The sequence below is a fragment of the Candidatus Chlorohelix allophototropha genome, assembly GCF_030389965.1.
Lineage (GTDB): Bacteria > Chloroflexota > Chloroflexia > Chloroheliales > Chloroheliaceae > Chlorohelix > Chlorohelix allophototropha.
The window spans coordinates 560195-578800 of sequence record NZ_CP128399.1; the positions used below are offsets into that span (position 1 = coordinate 560195).

Below are 18606 nucleotides of genomic sequence, written 5' to 3' on the forward strand. Positions count from 1 at the left end.
AAGGATTTGACTGAATTGTGAAGCTCCAAAGTGAGAATTTATAGCCGAATTTAACACCAAATTTGTTGGGATTTGTATAGAATCGCAATTCTGGTGATTACACACATCTCCTAGAGCCTATTATTTAGAACCTGAAGAAACGCATGCTTGAGATTGCTTACCCGCGCTTCTTGTCTTCAATTAGGTTCAAAAGCAGCGATGTGTAAAATCACCAGCCATAATTTGCTCGACAAACTTAGTTGGAGCTTAAGCTGTCACCGTTGGACTTTTATATACTGGTTTGAACAAAAGAGCTACGAAGAAGTTATTAAATGCTGATTAGGTTTCTTACGAAATCTTTACGCCTGCGCTTTTTGAGTACTTTTGATTTGTTCCTGTATAAGTTGCTCGAAACCGCCTGTTATTACCAGCCTTTGGGCGACTGCGCCAAGTGGAGAAAAGCCAAACTTGCGCTCCCCGCAATGAATTTCAGAATTTACAAAATCAAGACGGGTGTTGATTCCGGTACGAATAGTTAACAGGTTGGAAGAATTGAATTTTTCTTTGAGCCAGTTTATCAGTTCGGGACATTCCAGCGCAATATAGCCGTTGTTGAAGGCATTGCGTTTGTAGGTTTGCGAGTATGACCCGGCAATTACCAGTTGCAAGCCTCGGTACTTCAGCGTTGTGGCGGCTTGTTCCCGTGATGAACCGCTTCCAAAGTTCCACCCACCTGCCAGAATATCGCCTTCGCGGGTTATTTGCTGGAACTCCGGGTCATAGTTAAGGAAGGCTTTCGTAGCCATTTCGGCGGGAAGCAGATTATCGTTATAGGTATATTCCTTGCCGTAAATCGCATCGGTATTCATGTTATCTTTAGGCACAAAAAGCAACTCCCCTTCGATAACGGTAGGAAAGCCCGGTAAAATATCCTGTGCAGCAGCGGCGGCTTGATTTTGTCGTGGGCGATTCTCAAGTCGTGCAACCACAGGTCTGGAAGGCAGCGTTTGTGTGCCGCAAATATATCCTTCCAGCGCGGAAGCGGCTACCACAGCCGGACTTGCCAGATAAACGTTTGCGCCCGGCGAACCCATGCGCCCCTTGTAATTCCGGTTGGTGGCAGAAATCGCTACTTCGCCCGGTTCTAATACGCCCTCACCTAGCCCGATACACGGTCCGCAACCGGCTGTCAGCGTTTGTGCCCCTGCTTCAACCAGCGTTTGCCAGTAGCCCAGTTCTTTTGCTTGTTGTTCAATTTGGGCTGATGCTGCCGCCAGATAGAATTTCACACCTGTTGCAAATTTGCGATTCTTTACCACTGCTGCGGCTTCTTCAATATCATCCAGACGACTATTTACACAGCTTAACAGATAGGCTTTATCAATTTTGATGCGTTGTTGCTCAAGCTCAGGTAGGAAAACCATTGCCTTTACTTCGTTCGGTCCTGCCACTGTGGGCGTAACCGAACCAAGATCAAAGATTATTTCTTTGGCGTAGTATGCATCAAGGTCGGGCTTCAAATCCATGCAGTCGGTTTCATCAATCATAGCGCGGGTGATTCGCGGGTTTTGGTCGCCGCGTTTTTCAAAGAACTCAACCCGGTTGAGCAGGTAATCCCGTACTCGGCTATCGTAAGGGAAAACACCTGCTAATGCGCCCCATTCGGTAGTCATATTCGCAATAGTTTTGCGCTGGCTCATGGTCAGGCTGGCAATACCCTCTCCGGTAAACTCAAGGCAAGCGTTTAGCACTTCATCATTGGCGAAAGTACCGATTAGGGCAAGGATTACATCTTTGCCGGTTACTCCCAAACCAAGTTTCCCGGTGATTTCAACCTTGATAATTTCGGGAATTTGCCACCAAGTTTGACCAGTCGCCCAGATAGCGGCAGCATCGGTTCGTACCACAGGTGTCCCAACACAGGCAAGCGCACCGTACAGATTCGAGTGAGAGTCACTTCCCACTACCACTGTACCGGGTAAAACAAACCCTTCTTCTGTTATAACCTGATGGGCAATCCCGGTTCCGGCGGGAAAGAAGGCAATCTCCTGTTTTCTGGCAAATGTCTCAATTTTGGTATATTTGCCGAGATTTTCCTTACTCTTGTTTTGCACATCGTGGTCGAGTGCGAACACAGGTTGCTTTGAATCAAAAACACCGGATGCGCCCATACTTTCAAATTTTGGGATTACTGCGCCGGTGTTATCGTGAGTCATTACGTGCTGAGGCTTCAACAATACGAAGTCATTAGCGTAAACCTTTTGTCCGGGTTTCAAGCCTACGGCATAGCGTTGCACAATTTTTTCGATTAGGGTCTGACCCATTGATTAGTTTACCTACCTTGTGAGAATTTAAAATGGAATTAAGTTTTGCCTAGCGAAAACAGTCAGTAATTATAGCATAACCACTTATTTTTTGTGGGCGGACGTTGTTTCAGAAGGGGACGAGTCCTCGCTTTGCCCTTCTGCCTCGAGTTCATCTGCATCAGGCGATTGCTCAGAAATTTGAGGTAGCCACAAGGTAAAGGTGCTGCCTTTGCCTTCTTCACTGTCTAGGCTGATGCGCCCACCATGCGATTCGACTATATACTTTACAATCGGTAAACCAAGCCCTGTGCCACCTCCGGCTCGCGAACGGGCTTTTTCTACCCGATAGAAGCGGGAGAAAATCTGAGATTGGTCTGTGGTATCAATTCCTACGCCGGTATCGGTAACTGCTACTTGCGCCCAACGATTGCCGCTATGCAAGCTAATAGTGACGATTCCTTCTTCGGGGGTATATTTAATGGCGTTATCTACTAGGTTTAGAATTGCCCGTTTCAATTGGTCAGCGTCTCCCACCACCTTGATAATTTCAAAATTGCCTAGTTTGAGAGTCTGGTGACGCGCTTGCGCCAACACTTGCGCCTGTTTGTACACTTCTAGCACTATTTCATCCAGATTGGTGGATGAAAACTCGATAGTCTGGTTGGCATCGGCTTTAGCCAATAGTAATAAATCCTCAACCAATTTTTGCATACGCTTTACTTCGCGTTCGATTGCTTGGAGTGATTCACTCTGGTTTACGGGGTCAGGATTTCGCCTTAACAGATCAAGATTACCTCTAATCACCGTTAGAGGAGTGCGTAATTCGTGCGAAGAATCGGCGATAAAGTGACGCTGTAACTTAAATTCTTTTTCAAGGCGATCCAACATTCCGTCAAAAGCGCGTCCCAAACGGCTCACTTCATCGTTAGAGAATTGATCAACCTGAATACGCTCGGTCAGATCGTTGGTTGCGCCGATGCGAAATGCCGCCCTAGTTATGTTTTCAATTGGACTGAAAGCGCGGCGTGTTATCCACCAACCGAAAATAACTAAGGCGACTACTGCCGCTATTCCACCGATTCCGAACGGATAAATGAGGCTGTTACTAACTGCCAGAGATTGCTTCATCGAGTTAATTGTCTGTACATAGCCGACAGTCGAGCCACGCAATGTGATACGCTCAGTATAACCTTTGACCGGTTCATCGGTATCAGGCATTCGGAATGTGAAATACTCCCCGGGAAAGTTTATATTATCTCGCAATATTTGTTGCGTCACTGGCTGAGTCATAAGCCGAATATCTGGCACAGCTTGCAAGAGATTACCTTTGGGGTCAGAGATTTGTACATAGGTAAGGGAAGCATCCAAATCGCGGCGGCTGGCAAGAAAATTATTACTTAATTGCCTATCGATTGAGGGAGATTTATTATCAGGTTCTATCCCTCCCAAGAGGGCGCTTAATTCCAGCAAATCCTGCTCAGTAAAGCTATTGCGTGAGGCAACATATTGACTGATTTCGACGGCACGGTTTTTGAGGTCGTGCTCCACTTCATAATTCAAGGTGTTCACTACCGAACGATAAACGGACACGCTTAAAATGACGAGGGTTACACAAACCACCGCTGAAAAGACTAGGGTTAATCTTAGCCGTATCGAAAAATTTTGAATGAACTTGCCCAAGGGTAATCCATTAAGGGTTAAGAACCGAATTACTCTTCGTGCGAGTTATCCGATTCTTTCATTACATAGCCAACACCGCGTACTGTGCGTATCAACTTAGGGCTATTGCCTGTATCCAGTTTACTACGCAAATAACGGATGTAAACCTCGATTATATTCGACTCTCCGCCAAAATCGTAGCCCCACACTTTATCATAGATTACTTCGCGCGATAGGACTTTGCGTGGGTTTAGCATAAAAAGCTGGAGCAGCTCGAATTCTTTGCTGGTAAGTTCAATTAGTTGACCGCTTCGATGCACTTCGTGGGTAACAGTGTTAAGAATCAGGTCAGAAAATTGGATAACCTGTTGGCTATCTCCGGGGGCAGTGCGCCGTAGGTGCGCCCTGACTCGCGCCAGCAACTCATCAAAGGCAAAAGGTTTGACGATATAATCATCCGCGCCGCTATCTAATCCCGCTACGCGATCAGTTACTGCATCTTTAGCGGTAAGCATTACCACCGGAGTGTCGCGGATTTTGCGCATTTCGCGGCAAACTTCTAGACCATTTTTACCCGGCATCATCACATCGAGCAGCACCAGATCGGGTGCGGACTCCCTGAAAATCGTAAGCGCGGTATCCCCATCGAGGGCAGTACGTACATCGTAACCTTCGAAGCGCAAGCCGCGTGCCAGCATATCGATGATCTCATTATCGTCATCCACAACTAGAATTTGCATTTCTTACTCCAGAATTTCTAGTAAAATTTCAGGCTAATCACTCTGTAAGGTGCTGTTTGTTGATATTAGTACGATAAAAAACCTTAATTGTTTCAGCAAAATGGGACTAATCGGCGAGCTTTATTGTGGGGGCCAAATGACCCGCCAGCCGTTATCTTGTTGTAATAATACCATTGCTTCAAATAGGCTGAGTTTTTGACCACTTTGCAGCGTAATTTCAAGCTGGTAGGTAACGCTGGCACGCTTGCCAACAATTGTTGAATCGCGATTTACCTTCAGAATTTCGGTACGTACAATTCCGGTGTCTTGCTTGGCGCGGGCAAGCCGATCCCCAAAATCGCTTCGACTGATTTTCAACTGAGAGTCGGCGGTTAGCACCTCATAGGCATTACCGTAATTCCCGTCCCGCACCGCTTCGAGATAGTGTTGGCTAACCTCACTGGGTGTCAGGTTGTCTGAGCAGGCGGTCAAGAGTAAGAGCAAAAGCGGTAAAAGCCAGATAGTTTGACGAGATTTCATTTCAGCTTTCTTCCTAGCACCCAACCCGGCGCGCCGATTACTATGTCTTCGGGTTTGAACCCAACCCAACCATCCCCGTTATAATCTTTTTCGCTCAAAGTTTCGGCTACTCTTCCAATAAAATCCGCTTCGATCATTCGCCGATTGTAGCCGTTCTCGCCTAGATAATCCACAATCAAGCCGAGCGCAGTTTGTCCGGCATTTGGGAAGGTCGGAGTTGCGACAATCGCCGCCATATCGCCCTGCGCGTCCAGCTTTGCCACAATTTGTCGGTATAATCCGAATATCCGCTCTGAACTGCTACTCACCACCGGTGCAGGCGTTCCAACCAATAGTTGCACCGAATAATCAAAAATAGCCCCGTTCAAGACAAGGCGCATACGTCCCCAATTAGTTTGTCCCGGCAGAATACCTGCTCCTTGCGCCGCATCTCGCTTAACGCTGATTGCCACCTTAAGCTCACCATTTCCCGAAAGATTTACAAAGCGATCGGGAATAGGCGATAGCCATGGAGGGTTTGAAAAGATGCGCCCTTTAATCCCGCCGTTCAGCTGTAAGGTTAAGGTTTTGGTTAGCGGCGTGCCGGTTGCAGCATCGGGCGAAGGAATTGTGCCCATAGAAATCAGGTCAAATGCAGGTGCGCTTCCGTCAAAATTGGGCGGCAAAACCTCTTCCGTTGAAAAAGAAGCAGGCAACGAAGGGAATAATAACTGAAGGGGTTGCGGCAAATAATCGCTGGTAGCAGGGTCAGTTTGAGTCTCCTCAGAATTAGCAAGGATAGGTGGTACAAATAATACAAGTAATATCAGTATCACCCATCCGGCGTATCTCGACATCCCTATCTGCTTGTGGTTGGAGTTGTAGATGGTGTTGTACTGATTACCGGCACGTTACCGGACACAGCCGCAGATGGTACCCGAAAAATATAAATTTTCTGGTCGGTTACTACATAAATTTTCTGATTAGCTTCGTCCACCAACAAGTCTTTGATGCTATCAAACTCCTTGTTTTCAGCCCGAATTTGCTGTACGAACGCTCCGTTTGATTTTTGGTATTGTAGGATGCGCTTTTCCGCATCTATCACGAAAAGATAAGGATAATCAAAACTTCCGATTTGCATCAGGTAAGGGCTATTCAAAGCGGGGCTAACCAATCCACCACTATTTAAATCAATCTGATTGGTAATTTCACCCTTATTCTTGCCGTTTGGTCGTTCCATCTGGTAAAGTACACCCTCTGAGCTTAACCCGAAGATGCGTCCATCCACTTCCAGCGTAACAGCGCGATCTAGGTTAGCGGTTTGCACCGCCTGTTCCGAAAGCCACTCATCCGGGGTGTTACTATACGAGCCCGATAAATATCGCAATATCTGTCCGCTTCCTGGTCCAACCAAATACAGGTTGCCCTGATAGGTATCGGCTAATCGCACCGATTTCACCCAACCGCTTGTGCCGCCAAGTGCAACCGCGCTCCATGAATTGTGAGAGCGGTCATAAATCCAGACGTTATTTGCGTCATCTAATATCAGGACGCTATCAAGGCGGGGTGTCATCAGTACGGGCTTGGTTAGAGTCTTACCGCTGGCAGTATCTCCTTGTTTCAGTATAGTCTTAATTTGACCTTGCATATCAAGTTGTAAAACCATACCTCGTCCGCTATCAAGGATAAAAACCACGTCATTTGTACTTGAAAAGATAGCGCGACTCATTTTAATGCCGGTCTGGTTGGTCAAATCAAGGGTAACCCGAATGTCTGCCGGAATCACAACTCGGTTGATGTTGTCCGATGTAACTTTCAGGGCGTTGGAGGTAATAGTAATATCTTTTAATTCTGGCTTTTCCTTGCGCGCTTTATCGAGGTCAGCCTGAGCATCGCTTATTAATTGCCGTGCTTTGGCTGGGTCGATTACCGCAAAGGTTTGCGCTTGTATTCGTTTGGCTTCAGCTGAACGTACAAATCCCATCGCTTTATCATTGCTACCGCCCACTAGGTTAACTGCGGCAGAGACTAGAAATAAAGCTGCTACGCCCAGTAATAATATCAGCCCACCGATTATCAGGAAACGACCACCGCGGAACCCACCCTTTCGTTCATCCTTGATACTTTCAAGGGGTGGTCCGTAACCGCCGGATACATCCACAAATTCAGCCGCTTGTGGTGGGCTGTCGGGCTGTTTGCCTCTTTTCTTTTTGCCTGTTTCCCCAATCGGTGGTATAGCTGCGGCTTCCTCAGAGAAGGCAAAATGAGGTTTCGGCGCTTCCGGCGATTGGTAATTACGCGGGCTAAAGGTAGCCTTTTGTTCTGGCGATCCTGAACCGGGCGCAGGGAATACGCCTGCTTGTTGTTTCTTGAACCGATCGGTTTCAGTTGGGTCGGGGCGATTTTGGAGATAGGGGGGTTTTTCCAGCCCGTCCTTCTCACGCCGAATCCAAGGGTCAGCAGCAGGGTTATCGTTAATCAAATTAACCAACTCGGTTATGCTACCCGGATGTTGTTGGATAGGTGGTTGTGCTTGACGTGGCTCATTATCCACAAACTCGAAATCTTGATTCCAACGCACTGGAACGGCTTCGGTCGGTGGTAGGCTTGCTTCAAAAATATATTCTTCCTTATCGGGTTCATTTTTATCAGGGTTGAAGCGAGAAGCAAAGGCGCTCATCGAAACCGCCATGTTGTTCATTGCGCCTTTAAACCCGCCTTCTTCGCTACGTTTAGTGGCGGTGTGGGCTTCAATTCTTTCTTGTGCTGCTCGTTCCAGACTCCTGGCGCTGTAATCGCCCTTCATTGAAACTGCTAGAGCGTAGCCGTTCTCTATATAATGAACTCGCGCAAATTCCGAAAGATTATAAAGCGCTTCGCGACTAGTGGAGTTCATAAAATAGTGTTCTAGCTGGTCTTCTTCTAATGCCTGTGCCAACGAGGAGGAACAAAGTACCAGTAGGTCGCCATCGTCAAAGTAGGTGCGGTTAAAAATAGGATCAATAGTTGCGTAGCGACCAAGTGCAGGGGTATAGGAAGAATGCTTACCACCTGTGGCGATAGGCAAAGGCTGAGTGGCGCGCGGGTTGAGCGGGCGCGGACCTTTACGATAATTATCTGGCATCGGATAATAACTCATTTGCCCTTGATGTACTACATAACTCTGAGTGGGAGGTAGTTGTGCCAGAAATAGTTCGTTATTTCGCACCAAAGCCAAGGTAATACCCACTCCGCGCCGTTCCGGCGGAAGTAAGGCGCTATTGCGGTTAAATAATAGTTGGTTCGCCACTTCCAGCGCGTGTTTTAAGGCGCTAGTTACAGTGGCGTTCTGATTGAATTCGTAAAATTCCTTGATGATTGCCATTTGCGTATCGCGAATTAACTCGTAATTGCCTGCACGCAAGGCTTGAGAGGAGTCTCGGATTGCCTCAACTTCGGTCATTATGTAGAGCGCCCCTCGTTTTTGGATTATCGGGGGCGGCATCATAAGCTCAGCATCGAGGAGACCTTCTGCTCGGTCTCGTCTGATTCCACCGCTGATTTCGAGTTGAGTCGCTATTAACTGAAGATCACTCATTCGCCACCTACCGCAAAAACTATGTGACCGTAAAAACAGGAAATAGAAAGACCCGACCCCAGCAGTACTTATGTCATGTTATTGGATGAATTATAATCAAATTCGCTAAACTTGACAATACATAAATGGGATAAATCGCGCTTTGTTCGTAGATTCGATCCAATTACCTACATTTTAGGTAAGGGCTTAGCAGGATTAATCTTTAAATCTGCTTGATTGATTCGCGAACTACTTCGAGCAGACGCTTTTCGGCACGGGTAAGTTCTTTGTCACGGCGATATATGGCAGTAAATTTGCGACAGCACACCAATCCTTCAACCGTGATTACTTTCACCATTTGGGCTTTTATTTCGGGGGTAAGCGAAAAGACAGAAAGCATACCAACACCAAGTCCGCTACAAACTGCCCGTTTTACAGCCTCATTACCGCCCAGTTCGATTGCTATTTTCGGTTTGATACCGAGGTCTAGAAGCGCTCTTTCAGAATTCAGACGAGTGGCAGAGCCTCGCTCACGTGCTACGAAGGGTTGTTGTGCTAATTCTTCTGGGGTAATGCTTTTGCGGCTTGCCAATGGGTGATTGGTTGCTACAAACACTCCGATTTCATCCTCACATAAAGGTTCTATTACCAAATCGTTTGACTCAATCTCATCTCCTATGAAACCGAGGTCAAAATGTCGTTCGCAAACCCATTCTACCACCTTGGTGGAGTTGGAAATTTGCATTTCTAACTGGATAGTCGGATAAGCTGTTTTGAATAGCCCTAATGCATGCGGTAAGATACATTCCGCCACAGTAGTGCTGGCAGCAATGGTGAGCCGCCCAATCGACAACCCTTTTAAATCTTCAATGGCATGTTCAAGCTCATTGGCTTGTGCAAAAATCTGGTGTGCGTAGCGTTGGAGGAGCTTACCAGCTTCGGTAAGATGCATGACTTTGCTGCCCCGCTCAAAAAGTTGGAGATCAAGCTCCTTTTCAAATTCCCTGACTTGGGCTGAAACAGCAGGCTGGCTGATTGATAGCTTTTCGGCTGCTCTGGAGAAGCTTCCGCATTGTGCTACCTCAAAAAATAGATGAAGCTGGTGAAAGTTCAAGATTCAATCTCCCAATGCGTATTTTTGACGGTGAATAACTACAAGTATAAACCCTAGTTATAGCACATGCAAACTAATCTTATGCATCTTATGAATCTATTTTTTACTTGGTGGTTTGTTCATTTCTGTTTATTCCTAGCAAGCAAGAGTTGATCTTTTTCTTTTCCATACCGTTGCTCCTTGGCTAAGAATCTGCGCTGTATATTCGATAATGGTAAAGCGAGCTTTGGGTAATAAGCAGCTCAAAATATATTTAGTGGACTAACTTGTGCAAGGTATTATCGTTGATACAAAAAAGGCGAGGGCTTGATTTAAAATTTCTGTTATCCTGCCTCCCGCCTTCTCATAAAAGCCTCAATGCGTGGTTTTAGATTCCATCGCGCCGCAAGTGCGCCAATTGCTGTTTACGCCTCTGTGCGTCCTCGTAATTTTGCAGAACTAGCGCAATCGTACCGTACAAACCGACATCATCTCCTAAATCGGTGGGTACTATCGGTACGTTTTCGCGGAAAGCGGGCATTGCTCGTCTGTTTACTTCAGCGCGTAATGGCTCGAATATAAGGTCGCCCACCTGCGAAACGCCCCCTCCTATTACCACAATTTCAGGATTAAACAGATGTAATATGTTGGTGATACCCACTCCTAGATATATTGCTGTGTCGTACAAGAGTTCAAGTGCGGCTTCATCGCCCAGCTTGGCAGCTTTTTCCACCATTACGGCATTTACCGAGTCCAGATTGTTATTGGATAACTCTCGTAACAGAGTCGGGCGATTGGTGTTAAGTAGGTCAAGTGCGCGCTTGCGAATCGCTGTACCGCTGGCAAGTGCTTCAAAACAGCCAATATTCCCGCAATTGCAAACAGGCCCATCGAGCTTGATGGTCATATGCCCGATTTCTCCGGCAGCGCCCCTTGACCCATGAATAATATTGCCATCTTCGATTATTCCACCGCCAATTCCGGTGCTGACGGTGATATATACCAGATAGCGGTATTCTTTACCTGCGCCAAAGGTATATTCGCCCAATGCCGCTAGATTTGCGTCATTGCCGAGATAAACTGGCAAACCTAGTTTGGCTTCGATTAAATCGCGTAAAGGCACATCTGTCCAGCCTGGTAGGTTTGGAGGTGAAAATACTACCCCGGTGCGCGGGTTTAGCGGTCCCGGTGCGCCGATTCCAATTGCTAGCACTTCTCCGGGGGTGGATTTGCTCATAACTTTATTTATTACTGAGACGATATTATCAATAACGGAATCCAGACCTCTATCTGCTTGTGTTGGACGGTCAGTTCTAGCCAATAGTTTTCCGGTTCCATCTGCCAGAACTGCTCTTACTTTAGTTCCACCTAAGTCCACACCAACTATATTCATCGTTTATACACCACTTTTATGCAACTAATGAGAACTTTCGCTACCTGCTTCAACTTGCGAGGTGTTTACAGCTATATTATTTATTCGCGGGCTACTTTCACGTTTATTTGTGCGTAAGTAGGCATAGCATACCATAAACAGGCTTATCAGAAAACATAATATTGCCCCATAGCCGAAGACTTTTGCCATGCGCGTTGTTAAGCCTAATTGATCTAATGAGAGTGAGCGAATAACGTTGTTATCAGGATTCCAGAATAGCTCAAAATGTGCTCGTATAGGCGAGTAAGCCGGAATAAAAATATAATTGGCATCCCAACCGGGAAGATAGTGAGTTATATTGCCCAGATGTGTATTGAAATTTACCGTAACACCCAACATTTGCACAAATATCGCTAGCGGAAACAAACCTACAAAGAGAACAGCTACCCATTTACGGCTGTTTTCGAGCAGCGCACCCAGAAAGATTATAGCAAAGGGCAGTACCGGCACCATGAAGCGGGGTCCCCAGCTAAAGCCGCCATACCACGCCCACCATGCTGCATAATATACCAGCGTTATCAGGATTATTGCGCCGAAGAAGTAAGCTTCCGGGCGAAAACGTTTTGAAAACGGACGCATCGCAAAAGGTACGGCTACTAATACCGGAGAATAGAGGAACACGCTTTTTCCGGTGCTAAATAATAACCCCCATAACCCTTCCCAAATGGGCGTAGTAAAGCCTTCGCCCTCGTAGCCGCTGCTAAGAGGGTTGCCAAAACGCATCTGGTTAAAAATGGCAGTAAGCGCAAAGGAAGGAAATACTGCTGCTCCGAATACCAGACCGTACTTTATAAAATCGCGTGGGCGGTTTTTGCAAATAAGCCATAGGTATAAAGCAAAAGCGGGCAGTAGCGCAATTCCCGAAACTCTGGTCAAAATGGCGTAACCAAAAGCCAGTCCGGCTGCTATTAGCCACAGGTATCTTTGCCAGCTATGGCTGGCTTCTTTGAACTGTAATAAAGCATATGCGGCTAACACAGTACATAAGCAGAAAAGCGGCTCACTGAAAAAGAAATGTGCATAAGGCCACGCGCTCGTACCAAGTGCGTATAATAACGCCAAACCTATGCTAATTTTGACCGAACGATACAGCTTTCGGGCGATAAGATAAACCAACCATGCCGTTAATGCTGTAGCCAGTAGCGGCAGCAATGTGACTGCAAAATGCGCGATTGGTTCATCCCATTTTTCGCGCATAAAGTTGAACCAGAGCCATTTGCCGAAGCGGAAAAAGAGTGAAGCTAGCAGCGGTTGTCCCAACCCATATTTACTATAAAATAGACCATCGTTTCCCTGAATGATTTGAGTAAGACCGGGCGTAGCGGGTTGATCTATGCGATTTCGCAGGACTATTTCACGGGCGGTCTGGTACATCACCTCGCCATCGCTGATGAAAAAGTCAAACGCGCTGGTCAGAAAATAAATCGCGGAAATGCCGATTAATAACCACAAACCGGGGGTACTTACCCACTCCCAGAGCTTCAGCGCTAGTTTTATAAATTTTGAGTTTGGTGGGGTAATGGTTATCATTCCAACCGGAGAATCGCTTTACAGGGCATATTTTTCCATCTCTCCCCAGTTCAAGCCATATTTTAGATCGGCTTTGAGCGGTACACTCAGTTGCACATCTTTCTCAACCGCTTCCATGTGCGTGTGAACCAATGCCGCCAACTCTGGTAATTCACTTTCGGGCGCTTCAAATACCAATTCGTCATGCACTTGAAGTAATAATTTAGCTCGCAGCTTTTGGCTGTTCAGCGCGTCCCAGACACGCCGCATCGCAATTTTAACAATGTCGGCAGCAGTACCCTGCACCGGCATATTAATCGCGGCGCGTTCGGCTTCTTTTCTCAAAATGGGGTTTCCGGCGTTTAATTCGGGCATATAGCGCCGCCGCCCGAACAGGGTTTGCACAAAGCCGGTTTTACGTGCCTCTTCGGGGGTACTTTCCAGATAATGCCACACGCTTGGATATTTCGCTTTGTAATTCTCGATAAATGCGGCAGCTTCTTGGTAAGTGATATTAATTTGCTGAGTGAGTCCGAACGCGCTCAAGCCGTAGATTATGCCAAAGTTGACGGTTTTTGCCACCCGTCGCATATCATCGGTAACCTGTTCTTCCGGTATTCCAAAAACATCGGCGGCAGTAGCGCGATGAATATCCTTGTTGGCAAGGAAGGCGCTGGTCAAACGCTCATCTCCGGTCAGATGCGCCAATAAACGCAATTCGATTTGGCTGTAATCGGCAGAAACCAAAATAGCTTTGTCGTTGCCGAACAGTCGCTTATTGCTGATGTTATCGGCAATGAAGGCGCGGCGCACCTCTCGCCCAATTTCGGTACGAATCGGGATATTTTGCAGGTTGGGGTTGTTGCTACTCATGCGTCCACTACTCGCCCCAATTTGCTGGAAAGAGGTATGCACCCGCCCGGTTTCCAAATTTAGCAGTAAAGGCAGGCTGTCCACGTAGGTTGATTTTAGCTTGCCGAATTGCCGATACTCTAGCACCAAATCCACGACAGCATGCGCGCCTCGCAGCGTATCCAACGTTTTTTTATCGGTTGAGAACTTTTTAGTAGCGGTTTTCTTGCCACCTTGCAAGCCCAATTCTTCAAATAAAACCTTGCCAAGTTGGTCAGGCGAATTGATATTGAACTGGTGACCTACTTCGTTGAATATATTCTTTTCCAATTCGCTAATTTTCTGGTAAAGGCTGGTGGAGAGCGTACCAAGACGAGCGGTATCCAGCGCAACTCCCACCAATTCCATTCCGGTCAGCACCGGAATCAGCGGCATCTCGATCTCGTGAAAGACTTTTTCCAGCTTGTTTAGGCTCAAATCCTTTTCAAAAACAGATACCAATTTCAGGGTGTTATCGGCATCTGCGGCGGCGTATTGCCCCGCTGTCTCAATCGGTACTCGATCCATTGTAGTCTGGTTCTTGCCACTGCCGATTAGGGCATCAATGCGGGTCATTTCCACGCCTAACTCTTCAAACGCTAGGTCTTTGAGTCGCGAGGAGGTTTTTCCGGCTATCTGCGCTGCCAGCATCGTGTCGAAACTTATATCGAGTCTTTCCAGCGCCATGCCATGTCGTTGCAAAATAGCCAAATCATACTTGGCATGATGGGCAATCTTGCGGATGTGGCTATCGTTGAAAAGCTCTTCTAGAACAGGGCGCACTTCCTCCCATTCAAGTTGATCGGGCAACAATTCAAATACCGCGCTAGAAACCGCTTTTACATGTCCTATCGGTATGTAATAGCTTTCGTCAGGTGTAGGCGCGATAGATACGCCTACTAGATTCGCCCGCATAGGGTCTTCGCTGGTGGTTTCGGTATCAAAGGAAAGTACACTGGTTTGCCTAACCCGCTCTACCAACTTTGCCAGTGCGGAGCTATCCCTGATTAGTTTGTACTTGCTTTCTGTTTCGGGTTTAGTTTCCGGCGCTTCAGGCGCAACCTCAGGCATATCCCAGAGATTTAGCTGCTCATTCTTATTTGAAACCTTCGTGCTGGCTTTTACAATAGCCGGAGCATCAGGTAGGTGGTTTAGCAGACTGCGAAACTCGACTTCACGGAAAATGTTAACTACCCGGTCGCGATCCATCTGATGCGCTCGCGCCATGTCAAGGTCAAGTTTTATCGGTACTTCGGTAACAATGGTCGCTAAATACTTGCTCTTTAGCGCCTGTTCTCGAAATGTCTCCAACGCAGTTTGTACTTTAGGCGGCTTTATCTCAGCCAAGTGTGCATAGATATTATCAAGATGCCCGTATAGGTTAATCAGCTTACGAGCGGTTACTTCACCCAAACCGGGGATACCCGGAATATTATCGCTTTTATCTCCGGTGATGGCTTTATAGTCCGGTATATATTCCGGGCTAAAAGTGTATTTTTCCTTAACCTTATCTACGTCAAAGTAGCGCACCTCACTGAAACGGGCTTTCGGTCCTGCTCCCGGCAAAGCAGCGTGCGTATGTTTGTTGACCAGTTGCAACAGGTCGTTATCTCCGGTGATAATTAGAACTTCCAACCCCATCATTTCAGCCTGACGCGCCAAAGTACCAATGACATCGTCCGCTTCAAAGCCTACTGCTTCGTGGATTGAAATACCTAACGCTTCGACAATCTCACGGATACGGGCGAGTTGACCGCGCAAATCTTCCGGCATTTCGCTTCGGTTTGCTTTATATTCCACATAATCGTCGTGGCGGAAAGTGCGTCCGGTATCGAAAGCCATCACTATATACTGAGGCATTTCGCGTCTCAGCACTTCCAGTAACATCGAAGTGAAACCGAAGGTAGCATTGGTTAGTTCACCGCGCGAAGTTACCAATCCGGGTGGTACAGCGTGATATGCTCTGAATATCAAGCCGAAGCCATCAATCAGCATCAAGCGGGGTTTATTACTCTGGCTGCTCATATATCTTTTTTGCTTTCTTAGAAAGAATAAAGGAGCTTTTCAGGAAGCCTGATTATACCAGAAAACCCGGTATTTCTGTTCAGGCTTACTTGAATTAGGTAATCTGGCTACACCTAAATAGGTCTTTAGTCCAATAACAGATAATATATCTGCTGGTAAAATAAAAAAGGTAGCGAAATAAAAAATATTTGCAACCAAAATTGAGATAAGTTAAGAGTTTGCGCGGTTCCAACCGCCATCTTTTTCTTAATTAGTTATCCTCTCAAATCTCCTACTACTACTAACACTAACGAAACCAACCATCGAGCCGCTGCTGGCGAGCATAGCGGCTCGAAACATTTCATACAACTTTTCCTGCATAAAAACTAAAACGGGGTGTCAGATTCACCCCGTTTGTACAAACTATTAAAAGTTTGGCATTATTTGGTCAGAATTATTGCAGTGGTTGTGTAAGCCGGGAAAACATAGTTGAAGGCTGAACCGGATACCGCCAATGGCACAGGTTTTATGCTAGCCAAACTGCCTGCCACATTCATCGCATCTACAGATACATCGTTAATAGTAGCGGTCGCATCTAGGCTGGCTTTGGTTATTTCGGTTGGATTCGCGCTCTTCATTTGGTAAACGCTGCCTGAACTTGCGTTGAACCCGGCTAGATTAATCGGTGCAGTAATATCCGAACCGGAGAGGTTGGTAACCATCAGTTTCAACTTGGAAGGGTCAGACGTATCACGCGAAGCCCAAATAGAGATATTTGCATTGTCGAAACTGCTCGATTCTACTATCTTATCTCCGAAATAGTTGGCGTACATCAGATAAGCGTAGTAAGCGGGGCTTACATTGATAATCGTAGTGCCATTCACTTTGTCTGGATATATTATCGAATAAGATTGGGTAGCATATCCCTCCCAACGAGTGGCAAAATTAACGCCGTTATAGTTCATTCGCCCTAACACATCGGCTGTCCACAAAGCGTTGAGGAAATTCCCATTCATTGGATTATCGAAATTACAAGCATCAAAGTTATATTCAGTTACTCCCTGTGGGATTGTGCCTTTGGTTAACTCTTTTGTAATACGTGGCGGGAAAATATCTGCTTGCTTTCTGGAGTATGTATTGCGCCAAGAGTTATCGGCTATATTCGACCAAGTGTAACGTGTTAAGTCTGCAGGGTCATTGCTGTTGCATGCCTGATACCAATGGTATGACACTGCTTGTATTTTCGCCCCTTTGGGGCTGGTTACCGCAAAAGGTTTGGTCAAATATTCAGATAGACTTGTTATAGTGTCACTGTAGTTCTGGCGAGTAGCTTCATACGGCGAGGCTACGCCGGAAGCAATTACTTGGATAGAAGGGTCTACCGCCAGCATCGCGTCTAAGTAAGCGCTGACATCATTTGCGTATTCGTCAGGAGTCGGTCCATTCTTTGCTGCATCAAGCTCATTGCCCAATTCCCAGTATTTAAATCCGTAGTTGTGTTCCACATTGGTGTACTTAACCATGTCAGCCCACATAGCCGGATTGCTGGTAAAAATGTTTACTTCAATCATAACATCTGCGCCCACAGCCTTTGCCAGTGTGGCAACACTATCGATTTCTTCGGGGTTGTACTGGAAATAGTATGGTCCGGTTTTTCCATCGGGCCAACCTATGTTGGGGTCTCGCACTTGGTTGCGATCCCAGCCTACGGAATTACTCCAGTTACCACCAGCGTAGCGGATAAGCCCAACATTGGCAGCTTTAAGCGCTTGCACTAGCCCCGGCACTTCACTGGGATAGGGTTTGCCCCAGCTATGTTCCCAGTTTACGAAGTTTACGCCCAACATCTTGTTGGAAAAGGTGTTTTTATCTACCCCGAAATTAACGTTTAACGCTTTACCCGCCGGGACTGCCCGCGTTGGCTGGGGTGTGGCAGCCGCAGTAGTGGTTGGAACGGTAGTAGCAGGAGGAGTGATAATGGGGCTGTTGTTGAGAGTGTAGCGCCATTTATAATAGTGTTGTCCTACGTTCCCCATCTCCACTTTAAACCCTACCGGATTGCTGGGAGTGTAGGTCAATACCCTGCGCTCAAATAATTGCACCAATACCATTCTGTCACTACCTGCTACCTGTGTCGAAATCCAAAAAGGTTCGCTTATCGGGCGACCTAGCACGTAAGTTGGATTCCCATAGAAAATAGAACTGTTCAGATATGAGTTACCGTTCCACACTTTTCCGGTGTTTTTGCCGTAATCCACAAAAACATCGGCAATATTATGCTGTGTAACGTCATCATAGCCGCTGCTACTGTGGGTTTCCGGTGGATTAATGCTGCTAATATTTCCGGCTTTATCAATACTGGCAGTTATGATACTACTGTTTGAAGAGGGCTTGCCGTTTTGGTTTCCAAAAATAGTTACTACATTTCTAAAACTGGCGTAAGTCGGCGCATTAGGGTTAGCGTTACCATCGTTGGGATCACCCGCAACCTGCACGGTGCTAGGGGGGAGTTGGGTAAAGGTTTCATCCCCATCTTGGCGCAACCCGGTAACCAATTCTTTGACCAGCAACCCGGTAGTTACATAGAATAGGTCGTTCTTGTTACCTGCCGGATTATTGATTTCCATGCGGGCTTTTTCGAAATAAGCCACTTTACGGACGGTGCCATTATATGACTCGCCTGAAATAGATTCGGCACCTACAACTACTGGTCCCCAAGTATAGCCGCGCCCTGCTGCGGCTTGTTCAAATACGGCTTTATCCAAACCGTTCCAAGTTTTTTCAAAAGCGGGATCGGTGAAAGATAGAGTAGCTGAAGCAGGTTTCCACAAAATCAAGCCCACTCCTAGCGCAATAACCACAAATCCTAGCCCAAATACCCCCGGTATTATCAGTTTTTTCATTTTGCTCCTGTAGTATTCCAAAGTTAAATACTCATT

General features: G+C 46.6%; 11 protein-coding genes. All 11 read right to left on the reverse strand.

Features of this window, described 5'->3' with window-relative positions:
* Positions 1 to 338: 338 nt before the first annotated feature.
* On the reverse strand, positions 339 to 2303 hold the full coding sequence (lysF, locus tag OZ401_RS02530; protein WP_341469143.1) for a homoaconitase: 1965 nt from the start codon (positions 2301 to 2303) through the stop codon (positions 339 to 341).
* Between the two features lie 84 nt (positions 2304 to 2387).
* Entirely contained in the window at positions 2388 to 3965 is a 1578-nt protein-coding gene (locus OZ401_RS02535; RefSeq protein WP_341469144.1) for a sensor histidine kinase, read from the reverse strand.
* Between the two features lie 29 nt (positions 3966 to 3994).
* Positions 3995 to 4684: a response regulator transcription factor gene (locus OZ401_RS02540; RefSeq protein WP_341469145.1), complete on the reverse strand. Its 690-nt coding sequence runs from the start codon at positions 4682 to 4684 to the stop codon at positions 3995 to 3997.
* A gap of 120 nt (positions 4685 to 4804) precedes the next feature.
* Complete coding sequence (locus tag OZ401_RS02545) at positions 4805 to 5203, reverse strand: NTF2-like N-terminal transpeptidase domain-containing protein (RefSeq protein WP_341469146.1); 399 nt, start codon at positions 5201 to 5203, stop codon at positions 4805 to 4807.
* The gene (locus OZ401_RS02550) at positions 5200 to 6039 is read right to left on the reverse strand and encodes a hypothetical protein (RefSeq protein WP_341469147.1); all 840 of its coding nucleotides are present in this window, start codon (positions 6037 to 6039) and stop codon (positions 5200 to 5202) included. The genes OZ401_RS02545 and OZ401_RS02550 overlap by 4 nt, the downstream gene beginning before the upstream one ends.
* A gap of 2 nt (positions 6040 to 6041) precedes the next feature.
* Positions 6042 to 8759 (reverse strand): hypothetical protein, encoded by a 2718-nt coding sequence (locus OZ401_RS02555; protein ID WP_341469148.1) that lies wholly within the window; start codon positions 8757 to 8759, stop codon positions 6042 to 6044.
* A 202-nt stretch (positions 8760 to 8961) separates the two neighbouring features.
* Positions 8962 to 9852: a LysR substrate-binding domain-containing protein gene (locus tag OZ401_RS02560; RefSeq protein ID WP_341469149.1), complete on the reverse strand. Its 891-nt coding sequence runs from the start codon at positions 9850 to 9852 to the stop codon at positions 8962 to 8964.
* A gap of 367 nt (positions 9853 to 10219) precedes the next feature.
* A complete protein-coding gene (locus OZ401_RS02565) occupies positions 10220 to 11224 on the reverse strand; it encodes an ROK family protein (protein WP_341469150.1) in 1005 nt (334 codons plus the stop codon).
* Positions 11225 to 11248: 24 nt separating this feature from the next.
* Complete coding sequence (locus OZ401_RS02570; RefSeq protein ID WP_341469151.1) at positions 11249 to 12793, reverse strand: ArnT family glycosyltransferase; 1545 nt, start codon at positions 12791 to 12793, stop codon at positions 11249 to 11251.
* A gap of 18 nt (positions 12794 to 12811) precedes the next feature.
* Positions 12812 to 15688: a DNA polymerase I gene (gene polA, locus OZ401_RS02575; RefSeq protein WP_341469152.1), complete on the reverse strand. Its 2877-nt coding sequence runs from the start codon at positions 15686 to 15688 to the stop codon at positions 12812 to 12814.
* A 419-nt stretch (positions 15689 to 16107) separates the two neighbouring features.
* Complete coding sequence (locus tag OZ401_RS02580) at positions 16108 to 18570, reverse strand: hypothetical protein (RefSeq protein WP_341469153.1); 2463 nt, start codon at positions 18568 to 18570, stop codon at positions 16108 to 16110.
* Positions 18571 to 18606: the final 36 nt, after the last annotated feature.

Coding starts and splice junctions, on each gene's coding strand:
- OZ401_RS02545 (WP_341469146.1), bottom strand. CDS start 5,203: ATGAAATCTCGTCAAACTATCTGGCTTTTACCGCTTTTGCTCTTACTC.
- OZ401_RS02570 (WP_341469151.1), bottom strand. CDS start 12,793: ATGATAACCATTACCCCACCAAACTCAAAATTTATAAAACTAGCGCTG.
- lysF (WP_341469143.1), bottom strand. CDS start 2,303: ATGGGTCAGACCCTAATCGAAAAAATTGTGCAACGCTATGCCGTAGGC.
- OZ401_RS02555 (WP_341469148.1), bottom strand. CDS start 8,759: ATGAGTGATCTTCAGTTAATAGCGACTCAACTCGAAATCAGCGGTGGA.
- OZ401_RS02540 (WP_341469145.1), bottom strand. CDS start 4,684: ATGCAAATTCTAGTTGTGGATGACGATAATGAGATCATCGATATGCTG.
- OZ401_RS02580 (WP_341469153.1), bottom strand. CDS start 18,570: ATGAAAAAACTGATAATACCGGGGGTATTTGGGCTAGGATTTGTGGTT.
- OZ401_RS02565 (WP_341469150.1), bottom strand. CDS start 11,224: ATGAATATAGTTGGTGTGGACTTAGGTGGAACTAAAGTAAGAGCAGTT.
- polA (WP_341469152.1), bottom strand. CDS start 15,688: ATGAGCAGCCAGAGTAATAAACCCCGCTTGATGCTGATTGATGGCTTC.
- OZ401_RS02550 (WP_341469147.1), bottom strand. CDS start 6,039: ATGTCGAGATACGCCGGATGGGTGATACTGATATTACTTGTATTATTT.